The organism is Ruegeria sp. CDSA193, assembly GCF_059611885.1.
In genome coordinates this window covers 274,065-290,169 of sequence record NZ_JBXWPN010000006.1, presented here as the reverse complement: position 1 = coordinate 290,169, position 16,105 = coordinate 274,065, and the positions used below count along the sequence as shown (strand labels likewise).

The 16,105-nt window shown below is 57.2% G+C and carries 14 protein-coding genes and 1 tRNA gene; 8 read left to right on the top strand and 7 right to left on the bottom strand.

Annotated features, from left to right (window positions below; all coding sequences use genetic code 11):
* Nucleotides 1-137 precede the first annotated feature (137 nt).
* The 6 genes from AC2FLG_RS13845 to AC2FLG_RS13820 form a co-directional block, all read right to left on the bottom strand.
* The gene (locus tag AC2FLG_RS13845; RefSeq protein WP_496701959.1) at nucleotides 138-1,133 is read right to left on the bottom strand and encodes an ABC transporter ATP-binding protein; all 996 of its coding nucleotides are present in this window, start codon (nucleotides 1,131-1,133) and stop codon (nucleotides 138-140) included.
* On the bottom strand, nucleotides 1,130-2,164 hold the full coding sequence (locus tag AC2FLG_RS13840; protein WP_496706648.1) for a Gfo/Idh/MocA family protein: 1,035 nt from the start codon (nucleotides 2,162-2,164) through the stop codon (nucleotides 1,130-1,132). Before AC2FLG_RS13840 ends, AC2FLG_RS13845 begins: the two co-directional genes overlap by 4 nt.
* Entirely contained in the window at nucleotides 2,161-3,000 is an 840-nt protein-coding gene (locus tag AC2FLG_RS13835) for a carbohydrate ABC transporter permease (RefSeq protein ID WP_142636672.1), read from the bottom strand. The genes AC2FLG_RS13840 and AC2FLG_RS13835 overlap by 4 nt, the downstream gene beginning before the upstream one ends.
* Nucleotides 3,001-3,010: 10 nt before the next feature.
* Entirely contained in the window at nucleotides 3,011-3,925 is a 915-nt protein-coding gene (locus AC2FLG_RS13830; RefSeq protein WP_142636674.1) for a carbohydrate ABC transporter permease, read from the bottom strand.
* A 65-nt stretch (nucleotides 3,926-3,990) separates the two neighbouring features.
* The gene (locus AC2FLG_RS13825) at nucleotides 3,991-5,244 is read right to left on the bottom strand and encodes an ABC transporter substrate-binding protein (protein WP_282021497.1); all 1,254 of its coding nucleotides are present in this window, start codon (nucleotides 5,242-5,244) and stop codon (nucleotides 3,991-3,993) included.
* Nucleotides 5,245-5,268: 24 nt separating this feature from the next.
* Nucleotides 5,269-6,153, bottom strand: a complete 885-nt coding sequence (locus AC2FLG_RS13820; RefSeq protein ID WP_496706647.1) for an N-acetylmuramic acid 6-phosphate etherase — start codon at nucleotides 6,151-6,153, stop codon at nucleotides 5,269-5,271.
* Between the two features lie 171 nt (nucleotides 6,154-6,324).
* On the opposite strand from AC2FLG_RS13820, the gene AC2FLG_RS13815 reads away from it, so the two are divergent.
* The 8 genes from AC2FLG_RS13815 to AC2FLG_RS13780 all read left to right on the top strand — a co-directional run bounded on the left by AC2FLG_RS13815 (nucleotide 6,325) and on the right by AC2FLG_RS13780 (nucleotide 15,256).
* Nucleotides 6,325-7,200, top strand: coding sequence for a glucosamine kinase nucleotide-binding domain-containing protein (locus AC2FLG_RS13815; protein ID WP_496706646.1), 876 nt, complete (start codon nucleotides 6,325-6,327; stop codon nucleotides 7,198-7,200).
* Entirely contained in the window at nucleotides 7,187-7,936 is a 750-nt protein-coding gene (locus tag AC2FLG_RS13810; protein ID WP_281972698.1) for a GntR family transcriptional regulator, read from the top strand. Before AC2FLG_RS13815 ends, AC2FLG_RS13810 begins: the two co-directional genes overlap by 14 nt.
* A 19-nt stretch (nucleotides 7,937-7,955) precedes the next feature.
* Entirely contained in the window at nucleotides 7,956-8,984 is a 1,029-nt protein-coding gene (locus AC2FLG_RS13805; RefSeq protein WP_281972699.1) for an SIS domain-containing protein, read from the top strand.
* On the top strand, nucleotides 8,981-10,117 hold the full coding sequence (gene nagA, locus AC2FLG_RS13800; RefSeq protein WP_496706643.1) for an N-acetylglucosamine-6-phosphate deacetylase: 1,137 nt from the start codon (nucleotides 8,981-8,983) through the stop codon (nucleotides 10,115-10,117). Before AC2FLG_RS13805 ends, nagA begins: the two co-directional genes overlap by 4 nt.
* A 138-nt stretch (nucleotides 10,118-10,255) precedes the next feature.
* A tRNA-Gly gene (locus tag AC2FLG_RS13795) sits at nucleotides 10,256-10,330 on the top strand.
* Between the two features lie 127 nt (nucleotides 10,331-10,457).
* Complete coding sequence (locus AC2FLG_RS13790) at nucleotides 10,458-12,278, top strand: ABC transporter transmembrane domain-containing protein (RefSeq protein ID WP_496706641.1); 1,821 nt, start codon at nucleotides 10,458-10,460, stop codon at nucleotides 12,276-12,278.
* Nucleotides 12,279-12,429: 151 nt separating this feature from the next.
* Nucleotides 12,430-14,319, top strand: a complete 1,890-nt coding sequence (locus tag AC2FLG_RS13785; RefSeq protein ID WP_142636690.1) for an acyl-CoA synthetase — start codon at nucleotides 12,430-12,432, stop codon at nucleotides 14,317-14,319.
* A 13-nt stretch (nucleotides 14,320-14,332) separates the two neighbouring features.
* Nucleotides 14,333-15,256: an alpha/beta hydrolase gene (locus tag AC2FLG_RS13780; RefSeq protein WP_496706640.1), complete on the top strand. Its 924-nt coding sequence runs from the start codon at nucleotides 14,333-14,335 to the stop codon at nucleotides 15,254-15,256.
* A gap of 4 nt (nucleotides 15,257-15,260) precedes the next feature.
* Here the strand turns inward: AC2FLG_RS13780 and AC2FLG_RS13775 are convergent, their stop codons facing one another.
* The gene (locus AC2FLG_RS13775) at nucleotides 15,261-16,097 is read right to left on the bottom strand and encodes an alkaline phosphatase family protein (protein ID WP_496690969.1); all 837 of its coding nucleotides are present in this window, start codon (nucleotides 16,095-16,097) and stop codon (nucleotides 15,261-15,263) included.
* Nucleotides 16,098-16,105 lie beyond the last annotated feature (8 nt).

Here is a 16,105-nt window from a genome sequence, read left to right as displayed (position 1 = left end):
AGCGCCAATAACGATGGCGCCGGGATACTCAGGAAACAGATTTACTCGGGATGCGTTAGGATACGCCGATTGGACCAGCCCGTCAAAACGGACTGATCACAGCGTGTTTTATTAGTAATTTGCCAGTGAAAAAGCGGTCAGGTAAGGCGCTGACCTTCTGGATTGAACCGATAGGCCTTGTCCGGAGAATAGGCGAGTCGCAATTCCTGCCCTTCGGATATCGCATGCTGGCCAAACAGCCGGGCGGTTATGGCGTGTTCGTTGATCTGCGCGATGACATTTGTGTCTCCGCCCAGCTTCTCAACATGGCTGACGCGTGCAGTAAGCGGGCCGTCATCTGCAAGGAACAGATCCTCGGGCCGAATGCCGATCGTGTTCTGACCGCTTTCGTTGAGCAATCCTTGAGGCAGAAAATTCATTGACGGAGAGCCGAGGAACCCCGCCACGAACTGGTTGGCGGGGTTGTTATACAGCTCCATCGGGCTGCCGATCTGTTCTACCTGGCCGTCACGCAGAACGACGATCTTGTCGGCCAATGTCATGGCCTCGGTCTGATCATGGGTGACATAGATCATCGACGCATCCAGCGCGCGGTGCAGATTGGCGATCTCGATCCGTGTGTTCATCCGCAGCGCGGCGTCCAGGTTGGACAGAGGCTCATCAAACAGGAACAGTTTGGGTTCGCGCACGATGGCGCGGCCAATGGCAACCCGCTGACGCTGACCGCCTGAGAGTTCGGACGGGAAGCGGTCCAGATAGGGTTCCAGGTTCAGCATTCGACTGGCAATGGCGACTCGGTCTTCGATCACTGACTTGGATTGTTTTTCCTGTTTCAGCGCCAGGGTCATGTTGCCCCGCACGCTGAGATGCGGATAGAGCGCATAGCTTTGGAACACCATCGCGATCCCACGCTTGGACGGCGGCACCAGATTGACTTGCTGACCTCCAATGTTGATCTCACCGGACGATGCATCCTCGAGCCCCGCAATCACCCGCAGCAGGGTGGACTTGCCACAGCCCGAAGGGCCGACAAAGACGACAAACTCGCCGTCTTCGACTTCAAGCGTGATGTCTTTTAGGACATGGACATTGCCGAAGGATTTATTGATTTTGTTCAGCGTCAGGGCGGTCATGTCGCTTGCTCCTCAAAGGAAACGGGCTGGCCAGTGCGGATGCTTTCATCTGCGGCCAGGCAAATGGCAAGGGATTGGACAGCGTCATTCATATGACGCGTCAGGTCTATGTCTTCGGCGATGGCGCGCAGCATATAGCCCTGCTCGGCATCGCAGAGTTCCTGGTGACCGGGTTCGCCGGGCATGTCGATTGTGTGGTCGCCTTGCGGTGTGTGGACTAGCAGACCGCCAACCTTTGTGTGGCCGTCAATATCCGCCGAGGCGCCCTTGTTCCCGTCGGTGATCGAGACCGAACCGTTGGGCGACACTATATCTTTCACGAAGAACGCGGTTTCCGACATCATCGGGCCCCAGCCGGCCTCATACCAGCCGACCGAGCCGTCATTGAAAACCACCTGAAACTGCCCATAATTGTACATGTCGGGCGCGATCTCATCGGACAGCCGCAGACCCATTCCGTGGACACGGATGGGCCGGGCATCGGTGATCTGACACATCACATCGACATAGTGAACGCCGCAATCCACGATGGGCGAGGTGGTCTGCATCAACGCTTTATGCGTCTCCCATTCCGCACCGTTGGATTGCTGGTTCAGGTTCAGGCGGAATACATAAGGCCCACCCAGGTTGCGGGCCTCGGCAATCAGCCGCACCCACGAGGGGTGGTGGCGCAGGATGTAGCCAACAACCAGCTTGCGGTTCAGTCGGATGGCGGTTTCGACCACGCGCCGCGCATCAGCGACATTGGTGGCCAGCGGTTTCTCTACAAAGACATGCGCCCCGGCTTCCATCGCCGCACAGGCATAATCCGCATGGCTGTCGGAATAGGTGGCGATCACGACCAGATCCGGGTTTGTTTCGGCCAGCGCGGTTTCGAAATCCGAATAGGTAGGATAATCCGCCAGATCGGGGTGATCCACGCGCCCGGATCGGTTCACCAGCCCAGCAATTTGCACGTCAGGGTGATGGTGATGGGCCAGCGCGTGGCTGAACCCCATATTGCCAAGACCTGCGATCAGAACACGTGTCATTTGACAGCCCCTGACGTGATGCCGCGGATCAGCTGGCGCGAGAATATGACATAGAGAACCAGGACCGGCAGGATAGCCATCGACAAGGCTGACAGGACCGCGTTCCAGTCGGTGACAAATTGACCGATAAAGACCTGGCTGCCCAGCGTCAGGGTCTTGGTCTCTTCGGCGGGGGCCAGGATCAGCGGGAACCAAAGGTCGTTCCAGATCGGGATCATGTTGAACACGGCCACCGTCGCCATCGCTGGCCGCACCAGTGGCAGCACCAGGCGGAAGAAGATCGTATATTCCGACAGCCCATCAATGCGCCCGGCATTCTTAAGATCATCACTGACCTGTCGCATGAATTCGGACAGGATGAACACAGCCAGCGGCAAACCCTGTGCCGTATAGACCAGGATCAGCGCCCAAAGTGAGTTCACCAACCCGGTCGCCACCATCATCTCAAGGATTGCGACAGTGCCGATGCGGATCGGAATCATGATCCCCAGTGCCAGATACAGGCCCATCAGCAGGTTGCCTTTGAACTGGTATTCGGACAGCGCATAGGCCGCCATGGCACCGAACAGCAGGATAAAGAACAACGACGCCACGGTGACGATCATCGAGTTCTGAAAGTAGAGGAAGAAATCTCCCTGCTTCATCACCGTCTCATAGCCGATCAGCGAAAAACTGTCTGCGTTGGGCAGGGCCAGCGGTTCGCGAAAGATCGACCGGCGGGTTTTGAAGCTGTTGATCAGGATCACAAAGACCGGGAACAGCGCGATCAGCGTGTACAGGATCAACCCGGCATGCATTGCTGCGGTGTTGAGGGGGTTTTGGCGTGCTTTGTTCATCACTTGGCCCTCACAGTTGATACCGGCGCATCCGGGTCTGGATGCCGAACAGATAGATACAGACGCCCACCAGGATGATTGCGAACATGGCCCCGGCGATGGCCGATCCCATATGCGGGTCGCCTAGTTGCAACTGGAAGCCGAAGAATGTGCGATACATGAAAGTACCTAGAATATCGGTTGAGAAATCCGGCCCCGCCAGCGCGCCTTGTGAGGCATAGATCAGGTCGAATGCGTTGAAATTTCCCACAAAGGTCAGGATCGAGATGATCCCGATCGAGGGCAGGATCAGCGGCAGTTTGATCTTCCAGAAAGCCGAGGCCCCGGTGATGCCGTCGATCTCTCCGGCCTCAAGGATTTCTTCGGGGATGGTCAGCAGGGCGGCATAGATCAGCATCATCGGGATGCCTACGAACTGCCAGACCGAGATCAGCGCCAGCGTGGTCAGTGCGTATTCCTCTTTGCCCAACCACGGTGCAAAGAGGGACTTAAGCCCAACAGCATCCAGCATCGAAGGCGCAATGCCCCAGATCGGCGACAGGATCAGTTTCCAGGCAAAGCCCACGATCACAAAGCTGAGGATCGTAGGAATAAAGATCGCCGAGCGATACAGGGCGGCAAACCGTAGGCGGGGGTGGCTGAGAAGGGCGGCCAGCGCGATGCCGATCGGGTTCTGAACCAACATATGGATCAGGAAGAACCAAAAATTATTACCCAGAGCATTCCAGAACTGATCCGACCAGTTGGGATCGAAAAACAGGGTCCGGAAATTCTGCAATCCGACAAACACGCGAGCCTGATCAACCTCTGTATACAGTGCAAGGCGCAGTGTGTTGAACAGCGGGAAAATCATCACAGCGGTATAGACGAGTACGGCAGGTGCCAGAAATACAACGATATGCCAGCGGATGCGGGGGCGGGTCATGGGATTGCTTTCAAAGGGATGTCGGAGTTACCCGGGCGGTCGGCACCGCCCGGGTATGGATCAGCTTACTGATGCGGAGCGTACCAGGAGGCCAGGCCTTCCTGCAATTCGGCACCCAGTTCCTCGGGGGATTTTGCGCCTTTGATGGCGGCAACCGAAGCGCCCCAGGTATCGTTTTCAAGGTTCGGTGTGCCACGCGACAGGATTTGATAGGTCGAGCGGATGGTCGATTCACACTCTTCGCGCCAGCCTACGATTTCCTTGGCCAGCGGATCCTGCAGCTCGACCGGAGTGTTCGAGAGCGGGAAGAAGCCAGGCAGGGCGTTGCCGAAGATTTCGGCGAATTCCGGGCTTGCGACCCAGGCCAGGAACGTTTCGGCAGCTTCGGGATTCGCGGTGGCCGCATTCATACCAATGCCAATGTCGGTGTGGTCCGAGATATAGCAGGTATCGCCCGCATTCTGGACTGGCGGCTTAAAGGCGCCCATTTCGAAATCGGCCTGCGCATTGAAGCCCGAAATTTCCCAGGATCCCGCAGGGTAGACGGCTGCGCGACCCAGGGTAAAGATGTTCTGGCTGTCGGGATAGGTCTGCGCCTCATATCCGTCACCCAGATAAGCGCCCCAACGGGCCAGGGTGGCATAGGGGGCGGTCCAGGCTTCATCGGTCAGCTTTTGCTCGCCCGCGATCAGCGCCTGGCGGCCCTCTTCGCCTTTCCAATAGTTCGGTCCGATGTTGTTATAGCCCATAGTGGCGGCTTCCCACTGGTCGTTGGTGCCCATCGCCATCGGGATATAAGTGCCGTCTTCCTTGATCTTGTCGAGGGCGGCAAAGAACTCGTCCTCGGTTGTGGGAACTTCGATACCCAGTTCGGCAAATGCGTCCTTGTTATAGATGAACCCGTGGATCACCGACGCCATCGGAACGCAGAAGCTGGCGGAGCCGTCATCAGTTTGCCAGGCCGACTTGGCAACATCCGAGAAGTTGTTCATCGCTTCGACACCGGACAGGTCGCTCAGATGACCGGCCTCATATAGGGCCAGCGATGCGTCGAACGGGCGACAGGTGATCAGGTCACCCGCCGATCCCGCATCCAGTTTCGAATTCAGTACGGCGTTGTATTCCGCCGGGGCCGAAGGTGTGAATTGCACTTTGATGCCGGGGTGTTTGGCCTCAAACGCAGGGATGATCTGGTCCTGCCATAGGGTCAGGTCGTCATTTCGCCAGCTTTCGATGGTCAGGGTCACATCATCCGCATAGGCAGCCGACGCCATCAGCGTCGTGCCCAGCAGAGCAAGTTTCAAGCTATTCTTGGTCATCCATATTCTCCCGATTGATGGTTATTATTCTATGGCCAGTGCGGCCGTTAGGATTCCGTCTGATGTTCGTAGGCGTTCGGTGGCTTCGGATGCCGAAACACCTTTTGCGGCGACAAGCACGGCGGGCTTCACATCACCGCGCGTTGCTTCCAGTGCGCGCTTTGCTGCGTCTGTGTCCACCTCGGCAATGCGGGTGACGATTCCGGCCGCGCGGGCGCGCAGTTTGTCATTGTCCGCGCGCAGGTTGACCATCATGCCGCCATGTACGTGGCCAAGGTCCAGCGCCATCAGCGACGACAGCATATTCAAGGCGATCTTTTGTGCCGTTCCCGCGCCCATCCGAGTTGATCCAGAGATCAGTTCGGGCGGTGTGGCAAGCAGGATCGGGATGTTGGCCTGTATCAGCAGGGGGCTGTTGGCGTTATTGGCGATGCCGATCAAGGTCGCGCCGTTTGCGCGGGCGATGCCTACCGCTGTCATCGTGTAAGGTGTGGATCCGCTGGCGGATACGGCGATCACCGTGTCCCGGGCTGACAAACTGTTCAGCGCTTCACGCAGGTCACCGTCGGCGTCTTCGGAATCACCCGGCATCTCGACACCCGTCGGAAGACCACCAGCCATGTGAATCCGCAACTGATCCGGCGTGATCGAGAAGGTCCCGCCCAGCTCTTGCGCGTCAGCCGCCGCCATCAAACCGGACGAGCCCGCCGCAACATAGTGCAGCATGCCGCCCGACCGGAGTGTCTCGGCCATCGCAGCGGCGCCCAATGCAATAGCCTGCGTGGCCGAACGCACCGCCGCTGCAGCAGCGATCTGCCCCTCGGCCAGCAACAGCGCCGACCCTGTCAGGTCTTCGCGGCTCAGGCTGGCGGCGTCGCGGTGCAGTTGTTCGGTTGACGGCAGCGTCAAGAGAATCCCCTCCCAGGTTTCCCGATTACAATACCTATTTAATACCACCTGTCCAACATTTTCTTTTCGGTATTATTTGGATGCTGATTTTAAAGGAAAAATCGAGATATTGGCGAAAATAGCATAAAACGAGGCTTTTCTAATCGAAATAGGTATTGTATTGGTATTGTCATGACTGAGTCCCTGAATAATGCTGTGCTGGCCATTGATGGCGGTGGAACGCGCTGTCGTGTGGCCTGTGAAGTTGCTGGAATCGCTCACAGCGTTGAAGTTGGCGCTGCAAACGTCTCGACTGATTTTCAGGCTGGCGTTTCACAGATAAAGCTGGGGTTAGACCGGCTGTCTGGCAAGCTTGGCATCGGGGTTGAGGGCTTGTTGGCAAGTCCTGCCTTTGTTGGTTTGGCTGGGGTCACGGATCAGGCGATCGCAACTCGTTTGAGGGATGCGCTTGGTCTAAAGCACGCCCGGATAGAGGATGATCGTCCCGCAGCCTTGCGCGGGGCGCTGGGTGCGCAGGACGGGCTGATTGCCCATTGTGGTACAGGCTCATTTCTGGCCAGACAAACTGGTAGAGACATGCGCTTTGCCGGTGGCTGGGGCTCGGTCTTGGGGGATGAAGCCTCGGCCCAGTGGGTTGGAAGGATGGCATTGTCCTTGGCATTGCGTGCGTTTGATGGAACGCAGGCCCGTTCGGACCTTTTGACCACTTTGCTGTCCGAGCATGACGGACCTGCCGGGATCGTTCGCTTTGCGGGGGCTGCAGACCCTGCGCAGTTTGGTGCGATTGCACCAAAAGTGACCATGGCTGCCCAAGATGACGACGTGGTTGCGCAACAAATCATGCGGGCAGGTGCTGCCTATCTGGCGGATACCGCCACGCATTTGGGGTGGAACCTGGGAACCGCGCTGTGCCTGACGGGCGGTATTGGTGGTCAATACGCGTCGTATCTGCCCGAAAACATGCAATCCGACCTGCGCGCGCCGTTAGGAGAACCGCTCGACGGGGCGCTCGCCTTGGCAAAGGAGGTCGAACATGAGCATTGCTGATTTTCTGCGTTCGGATTCCTGGCTGACCGCTGATAATGGGCCGAGATATGTCCAACTGCGGCGAAGGCTGCAGGAGGGCATTGATACGGGTGTTCTGCCCCCCAAATCGTCGCTTCCTTCCGAGAGAGAACTTGTCGAGATCACGGACCTTTCGCGCGTCACCGTGCGAAAGGCGATTCAAGAGCTTGTCCAGGAGGGCGTGATCGAACAGCGTCAGGGCTCGGGCTCGTTCATCCGCGAGCGCATGCCACGGGTCGAACAATCGCTGACGCATCTGACATCCTTCACCGAAGACATGTCCAGCCGTGGAATGAAAACCGCGTCGAAATGGCTGGAGCGGGGGGTCTTTGCGCCGACCCAAGAAGAGATTGCCGCCTTGAGCTTGTCCGAGGGTGAGCAAATCTCTCGTATCTACCGATTGCGCGAAGCCGATGGCCGCCCGCTGGCGCTGGAAAAAGCGGCGTTGCCTTTGGATATCTTGCCCAACCCGATCGAAGTGACCACCTCTCTGTACGAGGTCTTGGATCGGCTGGGCCGCCGTCCTGTTCGGGCGGTTCAGAAGATCTCGGCCCTGAATTTGGCCGCGCGTGAGGCTGAACTGCTTGATGTTCCCGAGGGAGCCGCTGGGCTGAATATTGAACGTGTTTCTTTTCTCAGAAACGGACGCGTCGCCGAACTGACACGCTCGCTTTATCGCGGCGATGCGTATGATTTTGTTGCTGAATTGCGGTTGTAACCGGAAAGGACGGAACTAGATGTCCGTAGAACTCTCTAAGATGCGTCAGGAAATACTGGAAATTCCTGATGCCGTAGACCGATTGCTAAGCAATGGGGCTGACAATATCCGCCACGCTGCCCAGTTGGCGCGCGACGCAGACCCGCGTTTTCTGGTCTCGGTGGCGCGAGGATCTTCGGATCACGCCTGCACCTATCTGAAATATGCATGCGAACTGTTGCTGAATCTTCCTGTTGCCTCGGTCGGGCCTTCGGTCAACTCGATCTATGGTGCCGAGCTTCGGGCGCAGGGTGCATTGAGCATATCGGTGTCGCAATCTGGACAAAGCCCGGACATCGTTGGCATGACGCGCGCGCTGAAACGATCTGGTGCCGTGACGGTCGCCATTACGAACAATACGGAATCCCACCTTGCAGATGCCACGGATGCCGTCCTGCCTCTTCATGCTGGACCGGAATTGAGTGTGGCAGCAACTAAGACCTTTGTGACGTCTCTGGTGGCGGGGCTGTGGTTGCTGGCGGAAATCGCGGATGAGGCAGAGCTGAAGCAGGCCATATGGTCACTGCCCGGGTATCTTGGGAAGGCTGCCCAATGCGACTGGACCCCGGCCGCCAATGCAATTTCCGGCCGGTCCCTGTTTACCTTGGGTCGCGGTCCATCGCTGGCGATCTCGAATGAAGCGGCGCTGAAAATCAAAGAGACCTGCCAGATCCACGCCGAGAGCTATTCGACTGCCGAAGTTCTGCACGGGCCGGTCTCAATCGTTGAAGAAGGGTTTCCTACCATTGTGTTCGCCGCCGGTGATGCCGCTGAACAAACAACGGCAGAAGCGGCTGATGCGTTGGCGGCAAAAGGGGCTACCGTTTTTGCCGCAACCTCGGCGGTGAAACAGGCGCAGCCTCTGCCGGTCGTCAGAACGGACCATTGGCTGACCGATCCCATCAGCACCATCACATCGTTCTACAGCATGGTTGAATCGGTCGCCTGCAATCGCGGAATTGACCCTGATGCCCCGCGTCACCTTAAGAAAGTTACGGAAACTGTATGACCTCTCAGACGGTTGTATTCAGAAACGGCGCCTATTTCGACGGCACACACCTGCTGGAGGGGCAGGCGGTTGTGTTTCGCCAAGGTAATTTGTCCGAGATCACCCCGGCAGACGGAACCAAAATCGCCGGGCAGCAGGTCGATCTGAACGGTGATATTCTCTGCCCCGGATTTGTGGACCTACAGGTCAATGGCGGCGGTAGTGTCATGTTCAACGATGATCCTTCTGTCGAGACTATCCAGCGCATTTCTCAAGCGCATAGAAAGCTTGGCGTCGCATCCTTTTTGCCCACCCTGATTACCGACACTGCGGCCAAGACCCAGCAGGCAATAGAGGCCGCGATCAAGGCTGTGGATGTCGGTGTTCCCGGTGTCGCTGGACTGCATCTGGAGGGACCGCATCTTTCGTTGGCGCGAAAAGGGGCGCATGACGCCGCGCTGATCCGCCCGATGGATGAAGAGGATCTGACCACCCTGATAGCCGCGGCCAGCCGATTGCCTTGCCTAAAGGTCACCGTGGCGCCAGAAGCTGTGTCTGAGCGACAGGTTACCTCTTTGGCTGAGGCCGGAATTCTGGTGTCCTTGGGCCATAGCGATGCGGATTTCGCGACCTGTCAACGCTATGCTGCGGCTGGTGCACGCTGTGTCACACATCTGTTCAACGCCATGAGCCAGCTTGGGAATCGCGAGCCCGGCCTTGTGGGCGCGGCGTTGGCCAGTGCGGGTTTATCAGCGGGTCTGATTGCCGACGGTGTCCATGTCCACCCCGAGGTCATGCGGGCGGCATGGGCGGCAAAAACCGGTCCAGCCCGGATATTTCTGGTCAGCGATGCCATGGCCGTTGCCGGAACGGATGATACGGAATTCAAACTGGAAGGGCGTCGTATTACCAGAACGGATGGCCGCCTGACGCTTGAAAATGGAACGCTGGCAGGGGCTGACCTGGATCTGACGACGGCTGTTCGCATCCTTGTTAAAAATGCCGGTGTCCCGCTGAAGGATGCGCTGAGCGCCGCAACGACCTATCCTGCGAAGTTGATTGGCTTGGCCGAATCTTCCAGTAAGAATCTGGCATCCATGATCCGTATTTCGGCGGATCTTGAATCTTGCGAATGGGCGAATGCCGCGCGTTGAATAAGCCGCGCGCTGCCGAAACGACCCCGGGATTACCGATGCGCCGGGGTCCGTCCCCGGGTGTCATATGATTTTGAAATTCGCGTGCGAACTGTGCTTGACGACACCTTGGGCATGGCATAAACCAACCACCGCTGAGCGGGCGTCGTATACTGGCTATTACCTCAGCCTTCCAAGCTGATGAAGCGGGTTCGATTCCCGCCGCCCGCTCCAAATCAGCCCCAAAAATCTGCGTCAAATAGCCTTTCGTTTGGGCCATTCGGCTGCACCGCTTGACCCGGCGGGTTGTAGACGCCAAGAAGCGGGATACCGGAATTCGAACACGAAGTAAGGGCCTGACATGGCAAAACCCGTCTCAGCCAGTCCAGCAGCAAAACCCGCACCCGGTGCGGCTGAGGAACGGGCCAGGTCCAGGAAGATCAGTGTTTTGGCTTCGCTCTGGCCATTCATGAAGCCTTATCGATTGCAAATGATTGGGGCCTCTTTGGCCTTGGTTCTGACCGCCAGCATGACGCTGACATTGCCTTTGGCTGTCCGCCGTGTGGTCGACAACTTTCGGATCGAAGACGGAGAGCTACTGGATTGGTACTTTCTGGCGGCGCTGGGCATCGCCGCGATTCTGGCCGTCGGAACAGGTATCCGCTATGCGCTTGTTACGCGCCTGGGCGAACGCGTTGTCGCCGATATCCGCAAAGCCGTTTTTGATCGCGTCATCGGGATGAGCCCCGAATTCTATGAACGTATCATGACGGGTGAGGTGCTGAGCCGGATCACGACCGACACCACGCTGATTCAATCCGTGCTGGGCTCGTCAGTCTCGATCGCTCTACGCAATATGTTGATGTTTCTGGGCGGGCTTGTGCTGATGCTGCTGACCTCGGCCAAGCTGACCGGGATGGTCTTGCTGCTGATTCCGCTGGTTGTGGTTCCGATACTGGTATTGGGGCGGCGCCTGCGGGTTATTAGCCGAGAAAACCAAGACTGGATCGCAGCCTCATCAGGCAATGCCGGTGAAGCGCTGAGCGCGGTTCAAACCGTTCAGGCCTTTACCCATGAGCAGGCCAGCCGAAATCAGTTCGGTGAGATGACCGAAACGTCCTATACTGTCTCGCTGCGCCGAATTCAGACCCGGGCCGTCCTGACCGTCATCGTTATATTCCTGGTGTTTTCCGGAATCGTGGGCGTGTTGTGGATGGGGGCGAATGATGTCCGCAACGGTGTCATGACCGAGGGCGTTCTGATCCAGTTCGTGATCTATTCGATCATCATGGCCGGTTCGGTCGCGGCCCTGTCCGAAATCTGGAGCGAATTGCAGCGTGCGGCCGGTGCGACCGAGCGGTTGGTCGAGTTGTTGAATGCTCAGGACACCGTGAACGATCCCGGCCAGGCGCAAGTTTTCCCCGCGCCCGTGCGCGGCGAGATTCAGTTCGACGATGTGACTTTCCGCTACCCGGCGCGTCCGGATGTCGTGGCGTTGAATGAACTGTCGCTGACAGTCAACCCCGGGGAAACCGTCGCATTTGTCGGCCCCTCGGGGGCCGGAAAAACAACTGTGATCCAGATGATTCAGCGATTCTATGATCCTGACTCGGGACGCGTTTGTTTGGATGGTATTGACCTGCGAGATTTGGATCGTTCCAATTTCCGCCGTCATATGGCACTTGTACCTCAGGATCCCACGATATTTGCAGCATCGGCGCGCGAAAATATCCGATTTGGGCGGCTCGATGCGACGGATGCCGAGGTTGAAGACGCAGCCCGCGCAGCTGCGGCCCACGAATTCATCTCGACGCTGCCCGAAGGCTATGACAGCTTTGTAGGAGAGCGAGGCGTCATGCTGTCCGGGGGACAAAAACAGCGGATCGCCATCGCCCGCGCCATTCTGCGCGATGCTCCGATCCTGTTGTTGGATGAGGCGACATCGGCATTGGACGCTGAAAGCGAGCGCGCTGTGCAAGGGGCTGTCGACAGGTTGCGTGCAGGGCGGACGACGCTGATTGTTGCGCACAGATTGGCAACCGTGAAAAAAGCCGACCGCATCATCGTCCTGGAGAACGGGCAGATCGTTGCGCAGGGAACGCATGACGATCTGGTATCGCAGGATGGGCTGTACGCGCGTTTGGCACGGTTGCAATTTACCGATGGTGTTGCAGCAGAGTAACCTGATGGCGAGATATTTTGTTTTGCGCCCCAGCGTCATTCTACATTCTGGGTTGTTCTGCCGTTAAGCCCTTACTTGCACATGAGCGGGTTTTACTTTCATCCTAGATGAGAGCCTGCGCGTGACGCAGTAAAAGTACAGGGAGGAACTAATGGCATTCGCGGGATTAGACGATAAGGCAAGAATAGAAAATGAAATGCCGTGGGAGGATCGAGACGTACCGGTAACCTTTCATCAGTTACTTTCTCGAACGGCGGCCAAGTTCCCCGACCACAAGGCCATTAGCTTTCAGCTGTTTTCCGGCCCAACCGATAAGGCCGAGACACTGACGTGGTCTGATCTGCTGGGTAAGGTCAATCAGGCCGCCAATCTTTTCAGATCTCTGGGTATCGGTGAAAACGATGTGGTGGCCTATGTTCTGCCCAACTGCAACGAAACTCTGGTGACCCTTATGGGAGGGGCCGTCGCAGGGATCGTGAACCCGATCAACCCGTTGTTGGAGCCCGAGCAAATCGCAGCAATTTTGCGCGAGACGAAAGCCAAGGTTGTTGTGACGCTAAAGTCATTTCCCAAAGCCGATGTTGCACAGAAGGTGGAAGAGGCCGTACGCCACGCGCCCGGTGTGAACACAATTCTGGAAATCGACCTGAATCGCTATCTGACGCCTCCGAAATCGTGGATCGTCCCCCTTGTGCGTCCCAAAATGGGCGACAAGGCTAAATTGGCTCATGCGGACTATTTGAATTTCAGCAAAGAGCTGGCGAAACAGCCCAAGACGCTGACATTCGAAGACAGTAAATCAGACCGTGTTGCGTGCTATTTCCATACTGGTGGTACAACCGGCATGCCCAAGGTTGCACAACACAAATATTCCGGCCTGATCTATAATGGCTGGTGTGGTGGCACCTTGTTGTTCGACGAAAACGATGTGGTCATGTGCCCACTGCCCATGTTCCACGTCTTTGCTGTGCATGTGATCGTCATGGCTGCGGTGAGTTCGGGTGCGCATGTGGTCTTCCCGACGCCTCAAGGATATCGCGGGGATGGCGTTTTCGACAATTTCTGGAAACTGATTGAGCGTTGGAAAGTCAGCTTTATCATCACGGTTCCGACAGCGATCTCTGCCAAAATGCAGCGCCCTGTCGACGCTGATATCTCGTCAGTGAAAACGGCCTTCTCAGGCTCGGCTCCTTTGCCGGTTGAACTGTTCCGTCGCTTTGAAGAGGCCACCGGCGTCACTATAGTCGAAGGCTATGGCCTAACCGAAGCCACCTGCCTTGTGTCGTGCAACCCGGTGGATGGCGAAAAGAAGATCGGTTCGATTGGCGTTCCGTTCCCTTATACGGATGTGAAAATCCTGCAGGATGGGCCCGACGGTCCGACCGAATGTGGAACTGATCAGATTGGTGAGATCTGTATCTCGAACCCCGGCGTATTTGCGGGCAACACGTATACAGAGGTCGAAAAGAACGTGGGCCTGTTCCACTATGACAAATATCTGCGCACCGGTGATTTGGGCCGGTTTGACGATGATGGCTATTTGTGGATCACCGGTCGTGCCAAGGATTTGATCATTCGCGGCGGGCACAATATCGACCCGGCCGAGATCGAAGAGGCGCTGTTGGGGCATGAAGCCGTGGCATTTGCCGGTGCGATCGGTCAACCAGACGCCCATGCGGGTGAAGTGCCCTGTGCCTTTGTCGAACTGGTCTCTGGGGCCAGTGTGACAGAGCAGGAGCTGATGGAATACTGCAGAGTTCACGTTCACGAGCGTGCCGCGCAACCTAAGCACATGACCATTCTGGACGAACTGCCCAAGACGGCAGTGGGCAAAGTCTTTAAGCCCGAGCTACGTAAGCAGGCGATCACACGCATCTACAATGGTGCGCTTGAAGACGCAGGCGTTGCTGCGCGTGTGGTTTCGGTTCTGGATGATAAAAAGCGCGGACTTGTCGCGCAGCTTGACGCCAACGGTTCCTCGGACGACGATGTCAGCAAAGTGCTGGGATCGTTCACCCGGCCATGGGAGTGGGCTGCCTGATCGCGGAGGGGCTATGGACTATGAACGTCTGATCGATGAAGAAACCTGGGCGTTCATAAGACGAACGGCTGAAAGCTATCCTGATGACGCGGTCGAATTGTCGATCGAAGATCAGCGCGGCGTCTATGACGTAATGTGCAAGGATTTTCGCCAACCTCGCCCAATGGGTGTTGAAACAGAAGACAGGCGCGCCGATGGCGTGCCTGTTCGCATTTACACCGCAGGCAATCCAAGCCGGACGGTGATCTATTTCCACGGCGGCGGGTTTGTCGTCGGCGGGCTGGACAGTCACGACGATGTCTGTGCCGAACTTTGTGCACAAACTGGGTATCGGGTGATTGCCGTGGATTACCGCCTGAGCCCCGAACATATTCATCCTGCCCAGTTTCACGATAGCTGGGCTGCAACCAACTGGGCGGTGCAAGAGTTCCAAGACCCTTTCGTTCTGGCGGGCGACAGCGCGGGTGGAAATCTGGCCGCCGCAGTTTCACAGCACGGACGGATGCAGTTCGACAATCTTCTTGGTCAGGTCCTCATCTATCCAGGCTTGGGCGGAGATTCATCCCGTGGTTCCTATAAGGAACATGCCCATGCGCCTTTGCTGACGCTGGAGGATGTAAGTTTTTACGAGAAGATGCGCTGTGGTGGAGATGTGCCGGAAAACGACCCGACATTCGCTCCATTGCATGACACGGATTTCTCGGGGCTGCCCCCAACCGTGGTGGTAACTGCAGATTGTGATCCCTTACGTGATGATGGTGCGATCTATTGCGAGCAGATCAGGGCTGCAGGTGGGCAGGCTCATTGCATCAATGAACCCGGCCTTGTGCACGGCTATCTGCGGGCGCGCACCATGGTCAAACGTGCGGCGGACAGCTTCGAGAGGATCTCGGTGGCGATAGAGGCGTTGGGCCAGCAGATCTGGCCCTACGACTGATTCCCTACTTCAAGAAGGGCTGACCCTTCATGGTTTCGGCAACCGGGGCACCCAAACGGCCCAGAATCGTGGGCGCCAGTTGTAGCTGGTCGATCACAGCGTCCGCATCGGGGCCTTCGGCGTCACCGAAGTAATACAGCGCGGTTTCCTGCTGCAATGCGCCACGCCCACCGTGATGGCCACGATCGTCCTGGCCGTGATCTGCGGTGACGATGACGTCGTAACCCAACTGCCGCCAGCGCGGGATAAACGGGGCCAGCATTTCGTCCATCACGAAACAGGCATGGTCCATCTCTTCACATTCATGAAAGAATCTGTGACCCATGCTGTCCAAAGTGCTGGTATGCAGCAATCCATAGTCCAAGCCATGGCGTAGGCAGAGATTTGTCAGCGTCGCGAACAGATCGACGTCACAGGGCGTCATCTGGTTGGCTTTGCCATAGCCTGTCATCGTGTGGAACCGACCATGATTGATCGTTTTGCTGTTGGGCTCGTCGTATTCAACATCGCGGACATAGTCGAATGGATGGCGATTAAAAAATTGCGACCAGAAGCTGTGGGCCACAGCCCCAGTCACGCCGCCGGCTTCGCGCACTTGGCTGAAGATGTCCTTCTGACTCAGGCGGAACACGTTGCCATTGCCGGTACAGCCATGCTCCTGCGGTGTAACACCGGTATGGATCGAGGCATAGCAGCTTGCCGAGATTGACGGCAGCACAGCGCGCTTCTTCCAAACGCGCGCCTCGCCGGTGTCGACCCAGCCTTCCAGATTGCCGAACAAACGACGGAAATTGCGCCATGGAACACCGTCCAGAATGATGAGGAGAAGTTTGCGGTCCATGCTCTGAC

Coding starts and splice junctions, on each gene's coding strand:
- AC2FLG_RS13845 (WP_496701959.1), bottom strand. CDS start 1,133: ATGACCGCCCTGACGCTGAACAAAATCAATAAATCCTTCGGCAATGTC.
- AC2FLG_RS13840 (WP_496706648.1), bottom strand. CDS start 2,164: ATGACACGTGTTCTGATCGCAGGTCTTGGCAATATGGGGTTCAGCCAC.
- AC2FLG_RS13835 (WP_142636672.1), bottom strand. CDS start 3,000: ATGAACAAAGCACGCCAAAACCCCCTCAACACCGCAGCAATGCATGCC.
- AC2FLG_RS13830 (WP_142636674.1), bottom strand. CDS start 3,925: ATGACCCGCCCCCGCATCCGCTGGCATATCGTTGTATTTCTGGCACCT.
- AC2FLG_RS13825 (WP_282021497.1), bottom strand. CDS start 5,244: ATGACCAAGAATAGCTTGAAACTTGCTCTGCTGGGCACGACGCTGATG.
- AC2FLG_RS13815 (WP_496706646.1), top strand. CDS start 6,325: ATGACTGAGTCCCTGAATAATGCTGTGCTGGCCATTGATGGCGGTGGA.
- AC2FLG_RS13810 (WP_281972698.1), top strand. CDS start 7,187: ATGAGCATTGCTGATTTTCTGCGTTCGGATTCCTGGCTGACCGCTGAT.
- AC2FLG_RS13805 (WP_281972699.1), top strand. CDS start 7,956: ATGTCCGTAGAACTCTCTAAGATGCGTCAGGAAATACTGGAAATTCCT.
- nagA (WP_496706643.1), top strand. CDS start 8,981: ATGACCTCTCAGACGGTTGTATTCAGAAACGGCGCCTATTTCGACGGC.
- AC2FLG_RS13790 (WP_496706641.1), top strand. CDS start 10,458: ATGGCAAAACCCGTCTCAGCCAGTCCAGCAGCAAAACCCGCACCCGGT.
- AC2FLG_RS13785 (WP_142636690.1), top strand. CDS start 12,430: ATGGCATTCGCGGGATTAGACGATAAGGCAAGAATAGAAAATGAAATG.
- AC2FLG_RS13780 (WP_496706640.1), top strand. CDS start 14,333: ATGGACTATGAACGTCTGATCGATGAAGAAACCTGGGCGTTCATAAGA.
- AC2FLG_RS13775 (WP_496690969.1), bottom strand. CDS start 16,097: ATGGACCGCAAACTTCTCCTCATCATTCTGGACGGTGTTCCATGGCGC.